Here is a 15,858-nt window from a genome sequence, read left to right as displayed (position 1 = left end):
GTTGACACTGATGAATGTGACAATGACTGGAGATCACGTCAAGGGTCGTGCACGGACCTGTGGACAAAGTTGTCGGGTCCACATCAGCCTCCAGTACGGGCATGTACGCCTGAAGGCTGAGACCGGATCCAGCTCCAGGTCTGACGTTTCACGGGAGACGCGCCACTAACGTCGAACCCGTGACTGTCATCGCGACCGAAAGCCTGAGCAAGCGGTACCCCCGAGTGACCGCCCTCGACCGGCTCTCCCTGGACATCGGGCCTGGTGTGACCGGCCTCGTTGGTGCCAATGGAGCCGGCAAGTCCACGCTGATCAAGATCCTGCTGGGACTGTCCCCCGCCACCGAGGGCAGCGCCGCCGTGCTCGGCCTCGACGTCCACACGCATGGCAGCGCCATCCGTGAACGCGTCGGCTACATGCCCGAGCACGACTGCCTGCCACCCGACGTCTCGGCCACCGAGTTCGTCGTCCACATGGCGCGCATGTCCGGGCTGCCGCCGACCGCGGCCCGCGAGCGCACCGCCGACACCCTGCGCCACGTCGGACTGTACGAGGAGCGCTACCGCCCCATCGGCGGCTACTCCACCGGCATGAAGCAGCGCGTCAAGCTCGCCCAGGCCCTCGTCCACGACCCCCAGCTGGTCCTCCTCGACGAGCCGACCAACGGTCTGGACCCGGTCGGCCGCGACGAGATGCTCGGCCTGATCCGCCGGATCTACACCGACTTCGGCATCTCCGTCCTGGTCACCTCCCACCTCCTCGGTGAGCTGGAGCGGACCTGCGACCACGTGGTCGTGGTCGACGGCGGCAAGCTGCTGCGCTCCAGCTCCACCAGCGACTTCACCCAGATCACCACGACCCTCGCGGTCGAGGTCACCGACTCCGACGCCCACCCGGACGGCACCGCCGCCCTGCGCAAGGCGCTCACCGAGGCCGGTGTCACCCTGCACGTCGGAGAGGAGCAGGGCCTGCCCGGAGCCGGCCACATCCTCCTCGTCGAGGCCACCGGCGAGCAGACGTACGACACCGTCCGCGACACCGTCGCCGACCTGGGCATCGGCCTGGTCCGCATGGAGCAGCGCCGTCACCACATCGCGGAGGTCTTCCGCGCCAACGAGCAGCCCTCGCCCACCGTCCAGCAGAAGGGAGCCGGTTCCGATGGCGCCTGACACCTCGACCCAGATCCACAACATCGGCTACCGGTCCTACGACGGACCCCGGCTCGGCCGCGCCTACGCCCGCAAGTCGCTGTTCTCGCAGTCCCTGCGCGGCGCCTACGGGCTCGGCCGGTCCGCCAAGTCCAAGGTCCTCCCGATGATCCTCTTCGCGGTGATGTGCGTACCCGCGCTGATCATCGTCGCGGTCGCCATCGCGGTGCCCGGCTCCACCGACCTGCCGATCAAGTACACGACGTACGCCCTGACCACGCAGGTGATCATCGGCCTCTTCCTCGCGTCCCAGGCGCCCCAGTCGGTCTCGCGGGACCTGCGCTTCAAGACGGTGCCGCTCTACTTCTCGCGGCCCATCGAACGCGTCGACTACGTCGTGGCCAAGTACGCGGCCATGGCCTCGGCCCTGTTCATCCTCACCGCGACCCCGCTGCTGATCATGTGGATCGGCTCGCTCCTCGCGAAGTTCGACTTCGCCGACCAGACCAAGGGATTCGGGCAGGGACTCGTGTCGGTGCTGCTGCTGTCGCTGCTCTTCGCGGGCCTCGGCCTGGTGATGGCCGCGCTCACCCCGCGCCGCGGGTTCGGCGTCGCCGCGATCATCGCGGTGCTCCTGATCCCGTTCGGCGCGGTGACCGCGGTCCAGGGCATCTCCTACAGCACCGGGAACACCGGGCCCATCGAGTGGATGGGCCTGTTCTCCCCCATCACCCTCATCGACGGCGTACAGACCGCGTTCCTCGGTGCGACCTCCGCCTTCCCCGGCGGCGAGGGTCCCTCGGCCGGCGTCGGCGTCGTCTACCTGATCGTCGCCCTCGGCCTCATCGTCGGCTCGTACGCCGCCCTGATGGCCCGCTACCGGAAGGCCGGGCTGTGACCACCATCGACATCGACCACACCTCCCGCTGGTTCGGGAACGTCGTCGCCGTCAACGACGTGACCATGAGCATCGGCCCCGGCGTCACCGGGCTGCTGGGTCCCAACGGCGCCGGAAAGTCCACCCTCATCAACATGATGGGCGGCTTCCTCGCTCCCTCCACGGGCACCGTCACCCTCGACGGCGCACCGATCTGGCAGAACGAGCAGGTCTACAAGCAGATCGGCGTCGTGCCCGAGCGCGAGGCCATGTACGACTTCCTCACCGGCCGGGAGTTCGTCGTCGCCAACGCCGAACTCCACGGCCTCGACGACGCGGCAGCCCAGCGGGCGCTCGCCACCGTCGAGATGGAGTACGCCCAGGACCGCAAGATCTCCACGTACTCCAAGGGCATGCGACAGCGCGTGAAGATGGCCTCGGCCCTCGTCCACAACCCGTCCGTACTGCTCCTCGACGAGCCGTTCAACGGCATGGACCCGCGCCAGCGCATGCAGCTCATGGACCTGTTGCGGCGCATGGGCGACGAGGGACGCACCGTCCTGTTCTCCTCCCACATCCTGGAGGAGGTCGAGCAGCTCGCCTCGCACATCGAGGTGGTCGTGGCCGGCCGGCACGCCGCGTCCGGCGACTTCCGCAAGATCCGCCGCCTGATGACGGACCGCCCGCACCGCTACCTCATCCGCTCCTCCGACGACCGGGCCCTCGCCGCGGCCCTGATCGCCGACCCCTCCACCGCCGGCATCGAGGTCGACCTCAAGGAAGGCGCGCTGCGCATCCAGGCCGTCGACTTCGGCCGCTTCACCGAGCTGCTGCCCCGTGTGGCCCGGAACCACGGCATCCGGCTGCTGACGGTCTCGCCCTCCGACGAGTCCCTCGAGTCGGTCTTCTCCTACCTCGTCGCGGCCTGAAAGGAGCTGGCACCCATGTACGAACCCACCGTTGCCCGGCTCACCTACCGGGCCCTGCTCGGCCGGCGCCGCGCGCTGATCCTCTTCGCGCTGCCCGCCCTGCTGATCGTGATCTCCCTCGTCGTCCGTGTCTTCGTCGGCCTGGACGACAAGGTCGCCGCCGACCTCCTCGGGGGCTTCGCCCTCGCCACCATGGTTCCGCTGATCGGTGTCATCGCCGGCACCGGAGCCATCGGGCCCGAGATCGACGACGGCTCCATCGTCTACCTGCTCGCCAAGCCGGTGAAGCGTCCGACGATCATCATGACCAAGCTGATCGTGGCCATCGCCGTCACGATGGTCTTCTCCGCGATCCCCACCCTGATCGCCGGATTCATCCTCAACGGCAACGGCCAGCAGATCGCCGTCGCCTACACGATCGCCGCCCTCGTGGCCTCGATCGCCTACAGCGCACTGTTCCTGCTGCTCGGCACCGTCAGCCGGCACGCGGTCGTCTTCGGCCTGGTCTACGCCCTGATCTGGGAGTCGCTCTTCGGCAGCCTGGTCTCCGGAGCCAAGACCCTCAGCGTCCAGCAGTGGGCGCTGTCCGTCGCCGAGAAGGTGGCCGGGAACGGGTACGTCGACGCCACCGTCGGCCTTCCCACCGCCGTGATCCTGCTCTGCGCGGTCACCGTCGGCGCCACCGTCTACGCGGGCCAGAAGCTCCGCCGCCTCACCCTGGCGGGCGAGGAGTAAGTCCCGCCGCAGCCCGCACGAACCTGTGCCCCGCCCGGCCCACCGGCCAGGCGGGGCACAGGTTCGCGCGGCATCATCGGTGCATGGTCGCGCACACCGAGCCGGAGCCGTCCAGGCCACTGCGGTCCTGGATACGCACCTCGCCCGGAACGCACATCTGGCTGTTGATCATCGCCGTCACCAGCATCATCGTCGCCATCGCACCCGACCGGGTCGACAACGTCCTGCTCCACCGCAACAGCAGCAACATCAACCAGCTCGTCAAATACCCCGTCCGGGCACTCGTCAGCAGTGCCTTCTGGATCGCGAACCCGGCCTCTCTCGCTCTCTACGCCGCGCTCTTCGAGCTGTTCCACGCCCCCGTCGAACGCTGGCTCGGCACCCTGCGCTGGCTCCTGATCGTCGCGACCGCCCACATCGTCGCCACCCTGGCCAGCCAGAAGATCCTCCTGACGGCCATCCAGGACCACCGGGCCCCGCACAGCATGACCCACGTCGTCGACATCGGCGTCAGCTACGGGCTCGCGGCCTCCATCGGCGTCCTCACCTATCGGCTCCCCGGCCCCTGGAGATGGCTCTACCTGGCCGGAGCGGTCGCCTTCTTCGGGATCCCGCTGGTCACCGGCGGCACCTTCACGGACCTCGGCCACGCCATCGCGCTCTCCGTCGGCCTGCTCGCCTGGCCGCTCACCCGCAACGTTGTTTCACGTGAAACATGACGAGGGCCTACGGGGTGTCCTCAGCCTCCGGCTCCGCTTTGGCGATGCCGTGCTCCCAGGCCCAGGCGGCGATTCCCACCCGGTTGCGGGCCCCCAGCTTGGCCTGGACGTTCGCGATGTGGGTCTTGGCCGTCCCTGGGCTGATGAACAGTTCCGCGCCGATCTCGGCGTTGGTGAGCCCTCGTGCCACCAGGCGCACGATGTCCACCTCCCGCTCCGTCAGTGGACGCGCCGCGGGCCGGGCGACCGGCCCCGCCTGCGTCAGCCGACTGAGCAGCCGCACCGTGATCTGCGGACTGATCAGTGTGTCCCCCGCCATCGCCGCCCGCACCCCCTCGATCAGCAGAGCCGGCCCGGACCGCTTCAGCAGAAAGCCGCAGGCGCCGTTGCGCAGCGCGGTGTGCACGTACTCGTCCAGATCGAAGGTGGTCACCACCACCACCCGCGTCTGCGGCGCCAGCAGCCGGGTCACCTCCAGCCCGTCGAGCCGCGGCATCCGGATGTCCGCCAGCACCACATCGGGCCGTAGCTCCCGCGCCAGTGCCACGGCGCTCTCCCCGTCCGCGGCCTCCCCCACCACGGTCATGTCCGGCTGCGAATCGAGGATCAGCCGGAAACCGCTGCGGATGTCCTCTTGGTCATCGGCTATCAGGATGCGTGTGGTCACGCCGCCATGATCACCCGAGGGTGCGCCCCCGCGCCGGGAAGACGGCGCGAACCCGCCACCCGCCGTCGGCGCTCGCGCCGGCCCGCAGCGTCCCGCCCGCCGCCTCCACCCTGCCGCGCAGACCGGCCAGCCCGGTTCCGCTCCGCCGCCGCAGTCCCAGTCCCCGCAGTCCGCCCGCGCCCCGGGCCGGCGCGGAGTTGGCCACGCTCAGCTCGATCCCCTCCGTGACCCGGTGCAGGCGCACCCGTACGATCGCCGCCCCGGGCGCGTGCCGGCGTACGTTCGTCAATGCCTCCACGGCCACCCGGTAGGCGGTGGTGTCCGCCTCCCGCGACAACTCCCCGGCCGCCGTCGTATCGGCCTCCAGCACCCCGCCCTCGAACCGCTCCACCAGCTCCGGAAGCTCCGAGGTCCCCGGAACCGAGACGGACCGCGCACCGGCCGCCTCCCGCAGCGCGTGCACCGTCCGGTCCATCGAGGCGAGCGCGCCGAGCCCCGCCGCCTCGATCCGCTCCAGCGCGCGGACCGCCTGCTCGGGGTCCTTGTCCGCCACGAACCTGGCCGCCTGAGCCTGCACCACGATGGCGCTCACGTCGTGCGCCACGAAGTCGTGCAGATCCCGGGCGAGTTCCAGCTGCTGGTCGCGCCGGCCGTCCCGGACGGCCTGGCGCATCCGGCTCGCCTGACGGCGCAGATGTCCCCCGGCCGCCAGGGCCCCGAGCGCGGGCACCGCCCAGAACGCCGCCGCCGCGCAGACCTCCAGCCACGACGCCGTCTCCCACATCAGCGGTAGCGGCCACACCGCGACAGCCGTCACGCCCAGCGAGGCGGCGACGACCCCCGAACGCACCGGGGACCAGCGGGCGACCAGGGCCAGCAACGCCAGCAGCAGACCCACACAGATCAGCAACCATGCCGGGGGCGCGCCCAGGAACACCGCGAGCAGGGTGGCGACGCCGGCAAGGGCGAGCAACGGGGCATACGCGGCACGAAGTCTGACGGTCATGAACCGACCCTACGAGCGCACCCCGGAGTGCGGCCATCTGCCGATCGGCAGAGCGGCACCGACGCCGCGGGACAGCCGGCCTGCTGATCGGCGGATGGTTCCGAAGACCTCGTCCGACCAGGCTTGAGTCATCAACCGGCAGTCTCCGAAAAGGACTTGGCAGATGACCTCCAGCACCGCCGTTCGCGCTTCGCACACCGTGCCCGGAGTCTCCCCCTGGCTTCGCCGGCTCGCGGGGCTGACCTCGCTGACCGTGCTTCCCAGTTGCCTGTGGCGGCTGGCGATCGCGGTCGGCATCCCCATGGGCTGGGGGCCGGGCAGCGATCTGCACCACTCGTACTACCCGGGTTCCGGGTCGCTGGTCCTCGTCTTCGTCTGCATCCTGCAGGAGTGCCTGGCCCTGCTGAGCCTCGGTATGGTCCAGCGCTGGGGCGAGGAGGTGCCCGGCTGGATCCCCGTGCTGGGCGGACGCCGGATCCACCCCCTGGTGGCCGTGGTTCCCGCGACGCTGGGCGCGATCGCGCTCACCGGCATCACGGTCCTGGGCGCCTGGACCTGGAGCGAGGTCAACGCCGCGAATCCCGATGCGCCCACCGGGCTCGCCCTCCGGATCTTCGACCTGACCTACGCGCCGCTGCTGCTCTGGGGCCCGCTGCTGGGCATTCTCACCGTCGCCTACTGGCGCCGCCGCCGCATCCACGGCTGATGCACGGAAATTCGCTGGTAAGGGACCTGCGCCCGGTGCAGAGTGAGTCGTGCGGGGAGCAACAAAAGGTCCGGGGCAGCCACTTCGAGCGCGCCTTGCGGCGCGGGCTGTCCCGGACCTCTCCTACGTCACGCGCGCTACGCGGCGCCCAGCAGACGCTCCAGCACCACCGCGATGCCGTCCTCCTCGTTGGAGGTCGTCACCTCGTCGGCCACCGCCTTGAGCTCGGCATGGGCATTGGCCATCGCCACCCCGTGCGCGGCCCAGCCGAACATCGGGATGTCGTTGGGCATGTCACCGAAGGCGATCGTCTCCGCCGCCTTCACTCCCAGCCGGCGCGCGGCCAGCGACAGGCCCGTGGCCTTGGTCAGACCCAGCGGCAGGATCTCGACGATGCCGGGACCCGCCATGACGATGTCGACCAGGCTGCCCACGGTCTCCCGGGCCACCTTGACGAGCGCGTCGTCGTCCAGCTCCGGGTGCTGGATGTAGAGCTTGTTCAGCGGAGCCGCCCAGAGCGCCTTGGCGTCCTCCAGGTAGAGGGCCGGGAGGCCTTCCTGTACCTGGTACCCGGGCCCGAACAGGACCTCGCCGTCCACCCCGTCCCGGCTGGCCGCCAAGGCCAGCGGGCCGATCTCGGCCTCCAGCTTCGACAGCGCCAGACCGGCCAGCTGCCGGTCCAGCGTCACCGAGGTCAGCAGCCGGTGCGCACCCGCGTCGTAGACCTGCGCACCCTGCCCGCAGACCGCGATCCCCTTGTAGCCGAGATCGTCCAGTACGTGCCGGGTCCAGGGCACGGCCCGACCGGTGACGATGATGTGGGCCGCGCCCGCCGCGGTGGCCGCGACGAGCGCTTCACGGGTGCGTTCCGAGACGGTGTCGTCGCCACGCAGCAGCGTGCCGTCGAGATCGGTCGCGACGAGCTTGTACGGGAACGGGGCCGGGCTCACTTGGTGATCGGCTCCAGGACCTCGCGGCCGCCGAGGTAGGGACGGAGCACCTGGGGCACCCGTACCGAACCATCGGCCTGCTGGTGGTTCTCGAGGATCGCGACGATCGTGCGCGGTACGGCGCACAGCGTGCCGTTCAGCGTCGACAGCGGCTGGGTCTTCTTGCCGTCGCGGTAGCGGATCGACAGGCGGCGGGCCTGGAAGCTGTCGCAGTTCGACGCGGAGGTCAGCTCGCGGTACTTGCCCTGGGTGGGGATCCACGCCTCGCAGTCGAACTTGCGCGAGGCGGAGGAGCCCAGGTCACCGGTGGCGACGTCGATCACCTGGAACGGCAGCTCCAGGCTGGTCAGCCACTGCTTCTCCCATTCCAGGAGCCGCTGGTGCTCGGCCTCGGCGTCCTCCGGCGCGACGTACGAGAACATCTCGACCTTGTCGAACTGGTGGACGCGGAAGATGCCGCGGGTGTCCTTGCCGTACGTACCGGCTTCGCGGCGGAAGCAGGGGGAGAAGCCGGCGTACCGAAGCGGCAGCTTCTCGGCTTCGATGATCTCGTCCATGTGGTACGCGGCGAGGGGGACCTCGGAGGTGCCGACCAGGTAGAAGTCGTCCTTCTCCAGGTGGTAGACGTTCTCGGCTGCCTGGCCGAGGAAGCCGGTGCCCTCCATGGCGCGCGGGCGGACCAGCGCCGGGGTCAGCATGGGGATGAAGCCGGCCTCGGTGGCCTGGGCGATGGCCGCGTTGACCAGCGCCAGCTCCAGCAGGGCGCCCACACCGGTCAGGTAGTAGAAGCGCGAGCCGGAGACCTTGGCACCGCGCTCGACGTCGATGGCGCCCAGCAGTTCGCCGAGCTCCAGGTGGTCCTTGGGCTCGAAGCCCTCGGTGGCGAAGTCCCGGATGGTGCCGTGCGTCTCCAGGACGGTGAAGTCCTCTTCGCCGCCGACCGGGACGTCCTCGTGGACGATGTTGCCGAGCTGGAGGAGAAGCTGCTTGGCGGCTTCGTCGGCCTCGTTCTGCTCGGCCTCGGCCGCCTTGACGTCCTGCTTGAGGTGCTCGGCCTTCTTCAGCAGCTCGGCCCGCTCCTCGGGAGAGGCCTTGGGGATGAGCTTGCCGAGGGACCTTTGCTCATTGCGCAGTTCGTCGAAGCGCATGCCGGAGGACCTGCGGCGCTCGTCGGCGGAGAGCAGCGCGTCGACGAGTTCGACGTCCTCTCCACGGGCGCGCTGCGAGGCGCGGACACGGTCAGGGTCTTCACGGAGCAGCCGGAGGTCAATCACCCCTCCAGGCTACCGGGCTGGGCTTCCTGGGATCACACCGATATCACGCTGCGTGTCACTATGTCCCAATTGCAACGAATGGATAAGTCTTGACGGCTGACCGGAAGTGGTCCTTCTCGGAGCGTCGGGAAAACCGGCCCCATTCCCCGAAAAGGGGCAGAATGCCGGCGGGCGGGCGGGCCCTGAACAGGGTCGGAGGGGCTTCTTGTCCACAGGAATTGCCGTGGCCCGCATCTTATCCACAGGCTGTGTGCCGTCTCTGTGGACACAGGAATAGATCATTCCTGATCGGTGGATGGCCGGGACGAATCAGGGTTCAAACCACCCTCACACACTCATTCGGGTGGGAATGACTCGCCCCAAAGAGTTGATCGGCGATGTGGAGGTGACACCGTTCACCTCCCGCTCCCCAGAGCGAAACCTGAGGCTCCCGGGCGATTTGTCGACCTTGTCGTGCCGTTCTGTCGACTTGTCCCCAGGTTCCCATCTCCGCCTGTGGATAACTCTGTGGACAGTGGACGACGCCCTACGCCCGCCCGTCGAGGCAACGCCCCAGCCAGTCGGAGGCGGCCGTGAAGTCACCGTCGGAGGTCCCGGGCCGAGGAGCCCGGACATCACCCTGAGCGACACCGGCCCGCGGATAGGACCCGAGGAAGCGGACCTGGGGGCAGGTCCGCTTGAGGCCCATGAGCGCCTCGCTGACCCGCCGGTCGGAGATGTGCCCCTCGGCATCGACGGCGAAGCAGTAGTTGCCGATGCCCTGTCCGGTCGGACGGGACTGGATCAGCATCAGGTTCACCCCGCGGACCGCGAACTCCTGGAGGAGCTCCAGCAGCGCACCGGGGTGGTCGTCGCCGAGCCACAGCACGACGGAGGTCTTGTCCGCACCGGTCGGCGCGGCCGGCCGGGCGGGGCGTCCCACCAGCACGAACCGGGTCTCGGCGTTCTCCGCGTCGTGGATCTCGGTCACCAGCGGGACGAGCCCGTAGGTGGCCGCGGCGAACTCGCCCGCGAAGGCGGCGTCGAAGCGGCCTTCCTGGACCAGCCGGGCCCCGTCCGCGTTGGAGGCGGCCGACTCCCACACGGCGTCGGGCAGGTTCGCCCGCAGCCAGTTGCGCACCTGCGGCTGGGCGACCGGGTGCCCGGTGACGGTCTTGACGTCCGACAGGGCGGTCCCGGGCCGCACGAGCAGCGCGAAGGTGATGGGCAGCAGCACCTCGCGGTAGATCATCAGCGGTTCGCCCGAGGCCAGCTCGTCGAGGGTGGCGGTGACGCCGCCCTCCACCGAGTTCTCGATCGGGACGAGGGCGGCGGCCGCCTCGCCGTTGCGCACGGCGTCCAGGGCGGCCGGGACCGACACCATCGGGACGAGTTCCCGGGTCGCGGCTTCCGGCAGGGTGCGCAGGGCGGCCTCGGTGAAGGTGCCCTCGGGACCGAGATACGTGAAGCGGGTGGCTGACATGCGATCAGCCTAATGCCGGGGTGCCGACCGCCGGGTTGCTGTTCATCCTTCGAGCAGCCGTTGACCCACGTACTCGCCGCTGCGCGGCCCGGGCGGAACCGCGTACAGCCCGCTGGACTCGTGCCGGATGAACGCCGACAGCGCGTCGCCGCGGTCGAGCTTGCGCTGTACGGGTACGAACCCGCGCAGCGGATCGGCCTGCCAGCAGACGAAGAGGAGCCCCGCGTCGGGAGCGCCGTCCGGGCCGATCCCGTCGTGGAAGGAGAACGGCCGCCGGAGCATGGCGGCCCCGCCGTTCTGCTCGGGGGCGGAGATCCGGGCGTGCGCGTTGGACGGGATGACGGGCTTGCCGTCGGGCCCGATCTTGTCGAGCTGCATCTCGGTGGTCTCGCCGCCACCCGTCAGCGGGGCGCCGGTGGCCTTGGTCCGGCCGATGACCTGCTCCTGCTGGGCGAGGGACTGCTTGTCCCAGTCGTCGAGGAGCATGCGGATGCGCCGGACGACGGCGTAGGACCCCCCGGCCATCCAGGCGTGCTCGGCGGGACCGGGGCCCGCACCGGGAACGAAGATCCGCTTGTCGAAGTCGGGCTCCGAGGGCTTCGGGTTGCCGGTGCCGTCCACCTGGCCCATCAGGTTGCGGGCGGTCATCGGGGTGCCGGTGGCGCCGGGAGACCGGTTGAAACCGTTCATCTGCCAGCGGACGCGGGCGGCCTCCCCGGCGTCCTTCTGCAGGGCACGCAGGGCATGGAAGGCGACGAGGCCGTCGTCGGCGCCGATCTGGACCCACAGGTCGCCGTTGCTGCGCTGGGCGTCCAGCCGGTCCGAGGAGAAGTCCGGCAGCGGGTCGAGGGCGGCGGGGCGGCGGGCGGTGAGGCCGGTGCGCTCGAAGAAGGAGTGGCCGAAGCCGAAGGTGACGGTGAGGGAGGACGGACCGGCGTCCAGGGCGATCCCGCTGTCAGAGGCCGGGGCCGGCTCGCCCGCCATCAGCCGCCGGGCCGTGTCGGACCAGCGCCGCAGCAGCGCGGCGGCCTCGGTGCGGCCCGCCCCGGCGGTGAGGTCGAAGGCGACGAGGTGTCCCTTGGCCTGCAGCGGCGTGGTGATGCCGGCCTGGTGGTCTCCGTGGAAGGCCACCTGGGTGACGCCCAGGGAGGCCGGACCGCCGGCCGCGCCTGGGGCGGAGCCGCTCCCGGAGTCGTCCAGCGCGGAGTGCGCCAAGGCGCCGCCCGTGGCGCCGAGGGCGATCCCGACGGCGCCCGCGGCGCCGACGGTACCCAGCAGCCTGCGCCGGGAGATCTGGATGTCGGGGTTGCTCTCGGTCACGCTGGTCAGCCGATCTTCACGGTCTTCTGGACGGTGGTCTGGTCGATGTCGGAGGTACGGACGGTCACGTCGATGCGCCATTCACCGGCGAGCGGCAGCTGGACGCCGGAGGCGGTCCAGTGTCCGGGAGCCGCCTGCTCGGGGACGAGCGGCAGGGGGCCGATGTCCTTGGCGGGAAGGGTGAAGGCGACCTTGATCTCGGGGAGGTCGAAGGGGGTGCCGTCGGCGGAGTCCGCCCAGAGGTGCAGGGTGTTCGCCCCGACCCGTCCCGGGTCGAGTTCGAGCCGGACGGAGCCCTTGCCGTTCGGACCGCCGGTGTCGAAGGGCAGGGTGATCTTGACGGCCCGGTCGGGGACGGCGGTGGCGGTGGAACCGCGGCCCGTCTCCCGCTCCACGGTCCGCCCGGGCTCGGTGCTGGTGAGCACGGTGGTGACGGCGAGCAGGATCACGGCGATGGCCGCCTCGGCGAGGACGGAGCGGCGCAGGCCGGCGCGGTCCGGATCCGCGTCCCGTACCCGCTTCTCCAGCGCGCTCTCGCGTGCGGCCCGCTGCCGGGCGAGCTGGGCGGCGCGCTCCGGGTCCGCGGGGACGGGAGCCGGCACGGGCTCTGTTTCACGTGAAACATCCTCCGGGGTCTGCCCGACGGAGCCGACGGAGCCGACGGAGCCGACGGAGCCGACGGCGGCGTCCGCAGGGGCATCGGCGAGCCGCGCGGTCCACCTGCGGGACACGTAGGCGATGCCGAGCAGGACGGCGACCAGGCCGATCTTCAGGAGCAGCAGCTGCCCGTAGTCGGTGCCGGTGAGGGCGGACCAGCTGCCGAGCTGGCGCCAGGACTGGTAGACGCCGGTGACGGCGAGCACCAGGACACTGACGAAGGCGACCCGGGAGAAGCGGCGGACGGCCGCGCGCTCGATCCCGGGGACCTTGTGGAGGGCGACGAGCAGCGCGGCGAGACCACCGAGCCACGTGGCGACCGCCATCAGGTGCAGGATGTCGGCGGGCATGGCGATTCCGGGCTGGATCCCGGTCGAGGCGTGCTCCGAAAGCGCCCAGGTGGCGGCGATACCGCCGGACACGACGGCGCCGCCGATGGCCAGCCCGAAGGTGAGATCGCTGGTGTCGTCCGGCCTCTCGGCCCCATCGGCTTCGTCGGACCGATCGGCTTCGTCGGACCCGTCGGCCTGGTCCGGCCCGTCGGTCTCCCGCTCGGTCCGGTCGGCCTCATCGGGTCCGTGGCCCGCCACGCGGCGCGCGTAGACGCCGAAGAGGACCGCGACGAAGAGGGCGGCCGCGCCCAGCAGGAGCAGCCTGGAGACGAGCGAGGCCCCGGTCTTGGTCTGCAGGACGGCCCGGAGCCCGTCGAGATCGAAGACATCGGAGAAGCTGCCGGACCCCGTGTACGGAGTCCGCAGCACCAGCATGGCCAGGGTGGCGGCAGTCAGGGTGACCCAGGCACGCACGACGAGCTTCTGGAGCGGCCGTTCGGCGGCGCCCCTGCGCCAGCACAGCAGAATGAAGGCGGCGCCGCCCACGAGCACGGTGAACCCTGCGTAGGCGGCGTAGCGGGCGATCCCGTACGCGATCCCGACGGGTCCGCCGCCGGCCTGCGCGGTGGGCAGGGTGACATCGGTGGCCGAGGGCGCGCCGATGGAGAAGGTGAAGGCGCCGGAGATCGGATGGCTGTCGGCCGAGACGGCCTGCCAGGCGACGGTGTAGGTGCCGTTCGGCAGTCCGGCGTGCAGCGCGGTGCCGTAGCGGACGGTGTTCCCGCTGCACATGTCGCGCAGTTCACCGGTGTCCACGCGTTTGCCCTGGGGGTCGAGCACGCGGATGGAGTCGTCCCCCATGGCGACCTGCTCCGAGAAGGAGAGCGTTACCTGGGCGGGGGCCGTGGCGACCACCGCCCCGTCCTTGGGGTCGCTCGCGGTGAGTGCGGCGTGCGCCGTGGCCGGTGAGGCCGCGGTGAACAGGGTTGCCAGCAGGGCTGCGAGGACCAGCGCGAGCCGCGGCAGGAATGCCGTGGCGCGGGCCGTGGAGAGGGCGGGGGCGGTGGCCGTCATGGCGTGTCAGCTCCTCGGTCCGTCAGTGGGCGTTGCCGGACGTGTCTGCCGGAGCCTGAGGGTTGTACGTCCGGTCCTTCACGTCCAGCTCGACCTTGACCGGAGCGGCCTTCTCGAAGCGGAGCTCGACGGTGACCTTCTCGCCGACCCGGGGAGTGCTCTTGAGCCCCATGAACATGATGTGGTTGCCGCCGCGCTCCAGCCGGAGCTCGCCGTTCGCGGGCACGTCCATCGACTGGACCTGCTGCATCTTCTGGTCCTTGGTCTCGTGGATCTGGAGATCGTCGGAGAGCGAGGAGGTGACGCCGGTGAGCTTGTCGGCGGTCTCGGAGCCGTTCTTGATGACCATGAACCCGCCGGCCATCTTGTCGTTCACGGGCTGGGGCATGAACGCGCCGCTCACGGTCATCCTCGGCTCGGCCTTCCCGGAACAGCCGGATATGGCGAGCGCTGCCGTCAGGGAGAGCGCGGCGGCGAGAGTGCGGGTGGTGCGGGCGTTCACGGGTTCTCCCCCTTGATGAGCTTCGGCAGGTCCTTGGTGTAGTCGTCCACGGTGGTGCTCTCGCCGTAGAGGACGTACCCCTCGTCGGTCTTCGGCGAGAACGCGATGACTTGGGCGCCGTGCATGGAGACGACCTTGCCGTCGGCCCCCGTCGCGGCGGGGTCGATGCCGATGCCGAGCGTGCGTGCGGCGGCCTGGATGGTCGCGAAGTCCCCGGTGAGTCCGGTGAAGGACGGGTCCTGCATCTTGAGCCACGCGCCGAGGGACTCGGGAGTGTCCCTCGCAGGGTCGGTGGTGACGAAGACGACCCGGAGGTTGTCCTGGTCGGCCTTGGGGAGTGCCTTCTTGGCGACGGCGATGTTGCTCATCGTCAGCGGGCACACGTCGGGGCAGTTGGTGTAGCCGAAGTAGATGAGGGTCGGCTTGCCCTTGGTCTGCTCACGCAGGTTCCACGGCTGGCCGCTGGTGTCCGTGAGGACGAGTTCCGGCTTGGTGAAGGGGCGGTCCAGGAGGGTCGCGGCCTTGTTGCTGTTCTGACCGCCGGAGATCTGGGTGACTCCGCCGGTCTTGGCGGGCTCACCGCCGCAGGCGGTGAGGGTGAGTGCGGCCGCCGCGAGCAGCGCGGCGACCGTCACACGTGTGGTGCGCATGAAGAAATGTCCCTGGGATCGGGGATGCTACGGACGTTTCGGAACGGCAGCGCCCATGGGCGCGGCAGGTCAGGCGGAGCGGCGGCGCGAGGCGATGCCGAAGGCGACACCGCCGAGTCCGACGACGATGCCGGCGATGCCGAGGACGCGCGCGGTGGTGTCGGAGCCGTGTTCGGCGGCGGCCTTGTCGTGGCCGTGCTCGGCGTCCTTGTCGGTGTTCTTCGGCTCGTCGGCCTTCGCACCGCTGTCGTGGTGGTCGTCGCCCTTGGGGGCGCTCAGCTTCAGGACGGGCGCGGGGTTCTGCGGCTCCGCGGCACCTTCCTTGGCCTCCTCGATCCAGCGGACGACCTCGCCGTTGTCGTACGTCTGGATGGACTTGAAGACCATCTGGTCGGCGTTCTCGGGCAGCTTGCCCACGGAGAGCGGGAACTGCTGGAACTTCCCGGGCTCGATCTTGCCGCCGGACCAGGTCACCTTGGTGACGGCTTCGTTGATCTGCTTGCCGTGCACGGTGAGCGGCTTGTCGAGCTTGCTCTTCTCGACCGTCACGGTCCAGCCGGGGACGTCCTGCGGCATCACGGAGCTGAGCGGCTGGTCGACCGGGAAGCTGACCTCCAGCTGGGTGGTCGACGCGTTGTCCCGCTCGTTGGGGACCTTGAAGTTGATCGTCGCGTAGCCGCCCTTGGCCGCCTCACCCGCGGGCTGCACGCCGACGTGGGCGAAGGCGGGGCCGGAGAGGACGAGGACGGAACCGGCGGCGATGGCGGCGGCGATGGAGACGCGAGAGGTCTTCATGGCAGGAACACTCCACGGAAGCAGTGGTGGCGGTGGCTCCGCGCACGGGCGCGCG

At 70.2% G+C, this 15,858-nt stretch carries 16 protein-coding genes; 6 read left to right on the top strand and 10 right to left on the bottom strand.

What is annotated here, in order from left to right; translation table 11 throughout:
- Positions 1–179 precede the first annotated feature (179 nt).
- From JYK04_RS21545 to JYK04_RS21525, 5 genes are all read left to right on the top strand, one after another.
- The gene (locus tag JYK04_RS21545; protein WP_189737857.1) at positions 180–1,169 is read left to right on the top strand and encodes an ABC transporter ATP-binding protein; all 990 of its coding nucleotides are present in this window, start codon (positions 180–182) and stop codon (positions 1,167–1,169) included.
- A complete protein-coding gene (locus JYK04_RS21540) occupies positions 1,159–2,046 on the top strand; it encodes an ABC transporter permease (RefSeq protein WP_189737854.1) in 888 nt (295 codons plus the stop codon). Before JYK04_RS21545 ends, JYK04_RS21540 begins: the two co-directional genes overlap by 11 nt.
- Positions 2,043–2,954, top strand: coding sequence for an ABC transporter ATP-binding protein (locus tag JYK04_RS21535; protein ID WP_189737851.1), 912 nt, complete (start codon positions 2,043–2,045; stop codon positions 2,952–2,954). The genes JYK04_RS21540 and JYK04_RS21535 overlap by 4 nt, the downstream gene beginning before the upstream one ends.
- 15 nt (positions 2,955–2,969) lie before the next feature.
- On the top strand, positions 2,970–3,689 hold the full coding sequence (locus tag JYK04_RS21530; protein ID WP_189737848.1) for an ABC transporter permease: 720 nt from the start codon (positions 2,970–2,972) through the stop codon (positions 3,687–3,689).
- 83 nt (positions 3,690–3,772) lie between these two features.
- Complete coding sequence (locus tag JYK04_RS21525) at positions 3,773–4,408, top strand: rhomboid-like protein (protein ID WP_189737845.1); 636 nt, start codon at positions 3,773–3,775, stop codon at positions 4,406–4,408.
- 7 nt (positions 4,409–4,415) lie between these two features.
- On the opposite strand, the gene JYK04_RS21520 is transcribed toward JYK04_RS21525, so the two are convergent.
- Both JYK04_RS21520 and JYK04_RS21515 read right to left on the bottom strand, forming a co-directional pair.
- Positions 4,416–5,075 (bottom strand): response regulator, encoded by a 660-nt coding sequence (locus JYK04_RS21520; protein WP_189737842.1) that lies wholly within the window; start codon positions 5,073–5,075, stop codon positions 4,416–4,418.
- A 10-nt stretch (positions 5,076–5,085) separates the two neighbouring features.
- Positions 5,086–6,081: a sensor histidine kinase gene (locus tag JYK04_RS21515; RefSeq protein WP_189737840.1), complete on the bottom strand. Its 996-nt coding sequence runs from the start codon at positions 6,079–6,081 to the stop codon at positions 5,086–5,088.
- 163 nt (positions 6,082–6,244) lie between these two features.
- Here JYK04_RS21515 and JYK04_RS21510 point away from each other — a divergent pair, with 163 nt between their 5' ends.
- On the top strand, positions 6,245–6,787 hold the full coding sequence (locus tag JYK04_RS21510; protein WP_189737837.1) for a hypothetical protein: 543 nt from the start codon (positions 6,245–6,247) through the stop codon (positions 6,785–6,787).
- Positions 6,788–6,924: 137 nt separating this feature from the next.
- On the opposite strand, the gene JYK04_RS21505 is transcribed toward JYK04_RS21510, so the two are convergent.
- The 8 genes from JYK04_RS21505 to JYK04_RS21470 all read right to left on the bottom strand — a co-directional run bounded on the left by JYK04_RS21505 (position 6,925) and on the right by JYK04_RS21470 (position 15,803).
- Entirely contained in the window at positions 6,925–7,737 is an 813-nt protein-coding gene (locus tag JYK04_RS21505; RefSeq protein WP_189737834.1) for an HAD family hydrolase, read from the bottom strand.
- Positions 7,734–9,011 carry a serine--tRNA ligase gene (gene serS / locus JYK04_RS21500; RefSeq protein ID WP_189737831.1) on the bottom strand — a complete coding sequence of 426 codons (1,278 nt, stop codon included), beginning with the start codon at positions 9,009–9,011 and terminating at the stop codon, positions 7,734–7,736. Before serS ends, JYK04_RS21505 begins: the two co-directional genes overlap by 4 nt.
- Before the next feature lie 526 nt (positions 9,012–9,537).
- On the bottom strand, positions 9,538–10,473 hold the full coding sequence (gene pheA, locus JYK04_RS21495) for a prephenate dehydratase (protein WP_189737828.1): 936 nt from the start codon (positions 10,471–10,473) through the stop codon (positions 9,538–9,540).
- Between the two features lie 42 nt (positions 10,474–10,515).
- On the bottom strand, positions 10,516–11,802 hold the full coding sequence (gene efeB / locus JYK04_RS21490; protein ID WP_373297441.1) for an iron uptake transporter deferrochelatase/peroxidase subunit: 1,287 nt from the start codon (positions 11,800–11,802) through the stop codon (positions 10,516–10,518).
- Complete coding sequence (locus JYK04_RS21485; RefSeq protein WP_189737822.1) at positions 11,799–13,856, bottom strand: copper resistance CopC/CopD family protein; 2,058 nt, start codon at positions 13,854–13,856, stop codon at positions 11,799–11,801. The genes efeB and JYK04_RS21485 overlap by 4 nt, the downstream gene beginning before the upstream one ends.
- 22 nt (positions 13,857–13,878) lie before the next feature.
- Positions 13,879–14,358 (bottom strand): copper chaperone PCu(A)C, encoded by a 480-nt coding sequence (locus tag JYK04_RS21480; protein WP_189737819.1) that lies wholly within the window; start codon positions 14,356–14,358, stop codon positions 13,879–13,881.
- Positions 14,355–15,008 carry an SCO family protein gene (locus tag JYK04_RS21475; protein WP_189737815.1) on the bottom strand — a complete coding sequence of 218 codons (654 nt, stop codon included), beginning with the start codon at positions 15,006–15,008 and terminating at the stop codon, positions 14,355–14,357. The genes JYK04_RS21480 and JYK04_RS21475 overlap by 4 nt, the downstream gene beginning before the upstream one ends.
- Positions 15,009–15,077: 69 nt before the next feature.
- The gene (locus JYK04_RS21470; protein ID WP_189737812.1) at positions 15,078–15,803 is read right to left on the bottom strand and encodes a YcnI family copper-binding membrane protein; all 726 of its coding nucleotides are present in this window, start codon (positions 15,801–15,803) and stop codon (positions 15,078–15,080) included.
- Positions 15,804–15,858: the final 55 nt, after the last annotated feature.

This window comes from Streptomyces nojiriensis (assembly GCF_017639205.1).
Taxonomy (GTDB): Bacteria; Actinomycetota; Actinomycetes; order Streptomycetales; family Streptomycetaceae; genus Streptomyces; species Streptomyces nojiriensis.
The sequence above is the reverse complement of the archived record's forward strand: the minus strand, read 5'-3'. Positions and strand labels throughout refer to the sequence as shown.

Excerpts from the sequence above, each read along its gene's own strand:
- JYK04_RS21540 (WP_189737854.1), top strand. The coding sequence starts at position 1,159 with ATGGCGCCTGACACCTCGACCCAGATCCACAACATCGGCTACCGGTCC.
- JYK04_RS21530 (WP_189737848.1), top strand. The coding sequence starts at position 2,970 with ATGTACGAACCCACCGTTGCCCGGCTCACCTACCGGGCCCTGCTCGGC.
- JYK04_RS21525 (WP_189737845.1), top strand. The coding sequence starts at position 3,773 with ATGGTCGCGCACACCGAGCCGGAGCCGTCCAGGCCACTGCGGTCCTGG.
- JYK04_RS21515 (WP_189737840.1), bottom strand. The coding sequence starts at position 6,081 with ATGACCGTCAGACTTCGTGCCGCGTATGCCCCGTTGCTCGCCCTTGCC.
- JYK04_RS21510 (WP_189737837.1), top strand. The coding sequence starts at position 6,245 with ATGACCTCCAGCACCGCCGTTCGCGCTTCGCACACCGTGCCCGGAGTC.
- pheA (WP_189737828.1), bottom strand. The coding sequence starts at position 10,473 with ATGTCAGCCACCCGCTTCACGTATCTCGGTCCCGAGGGCACCTTCACC.
- JYK04_RS21485 (WP_189737822.1), bottom strand. The coding sequence starts at position 13,856 with ATGACGGCCACCGCCCCCGCCCTCTCCACGGCCCGCGCCACGGCATTC.
- JYK04_RS21475 (WP_189737815.1), bottom strand. The coding sequence starts at position 15,008 with ATGCGCACCACACGTGTGACGGTCGCCGCGCTGCTCGCGGCGGCCGCA.
- JYK04_RS21470 (WP_189737812.1), bottom strand. The coding sequence starts at position 15,803 with ATGAAGACCTCTCGCGTCTCCATCGCCGCCGCCATCGCCGCCGGTTCC.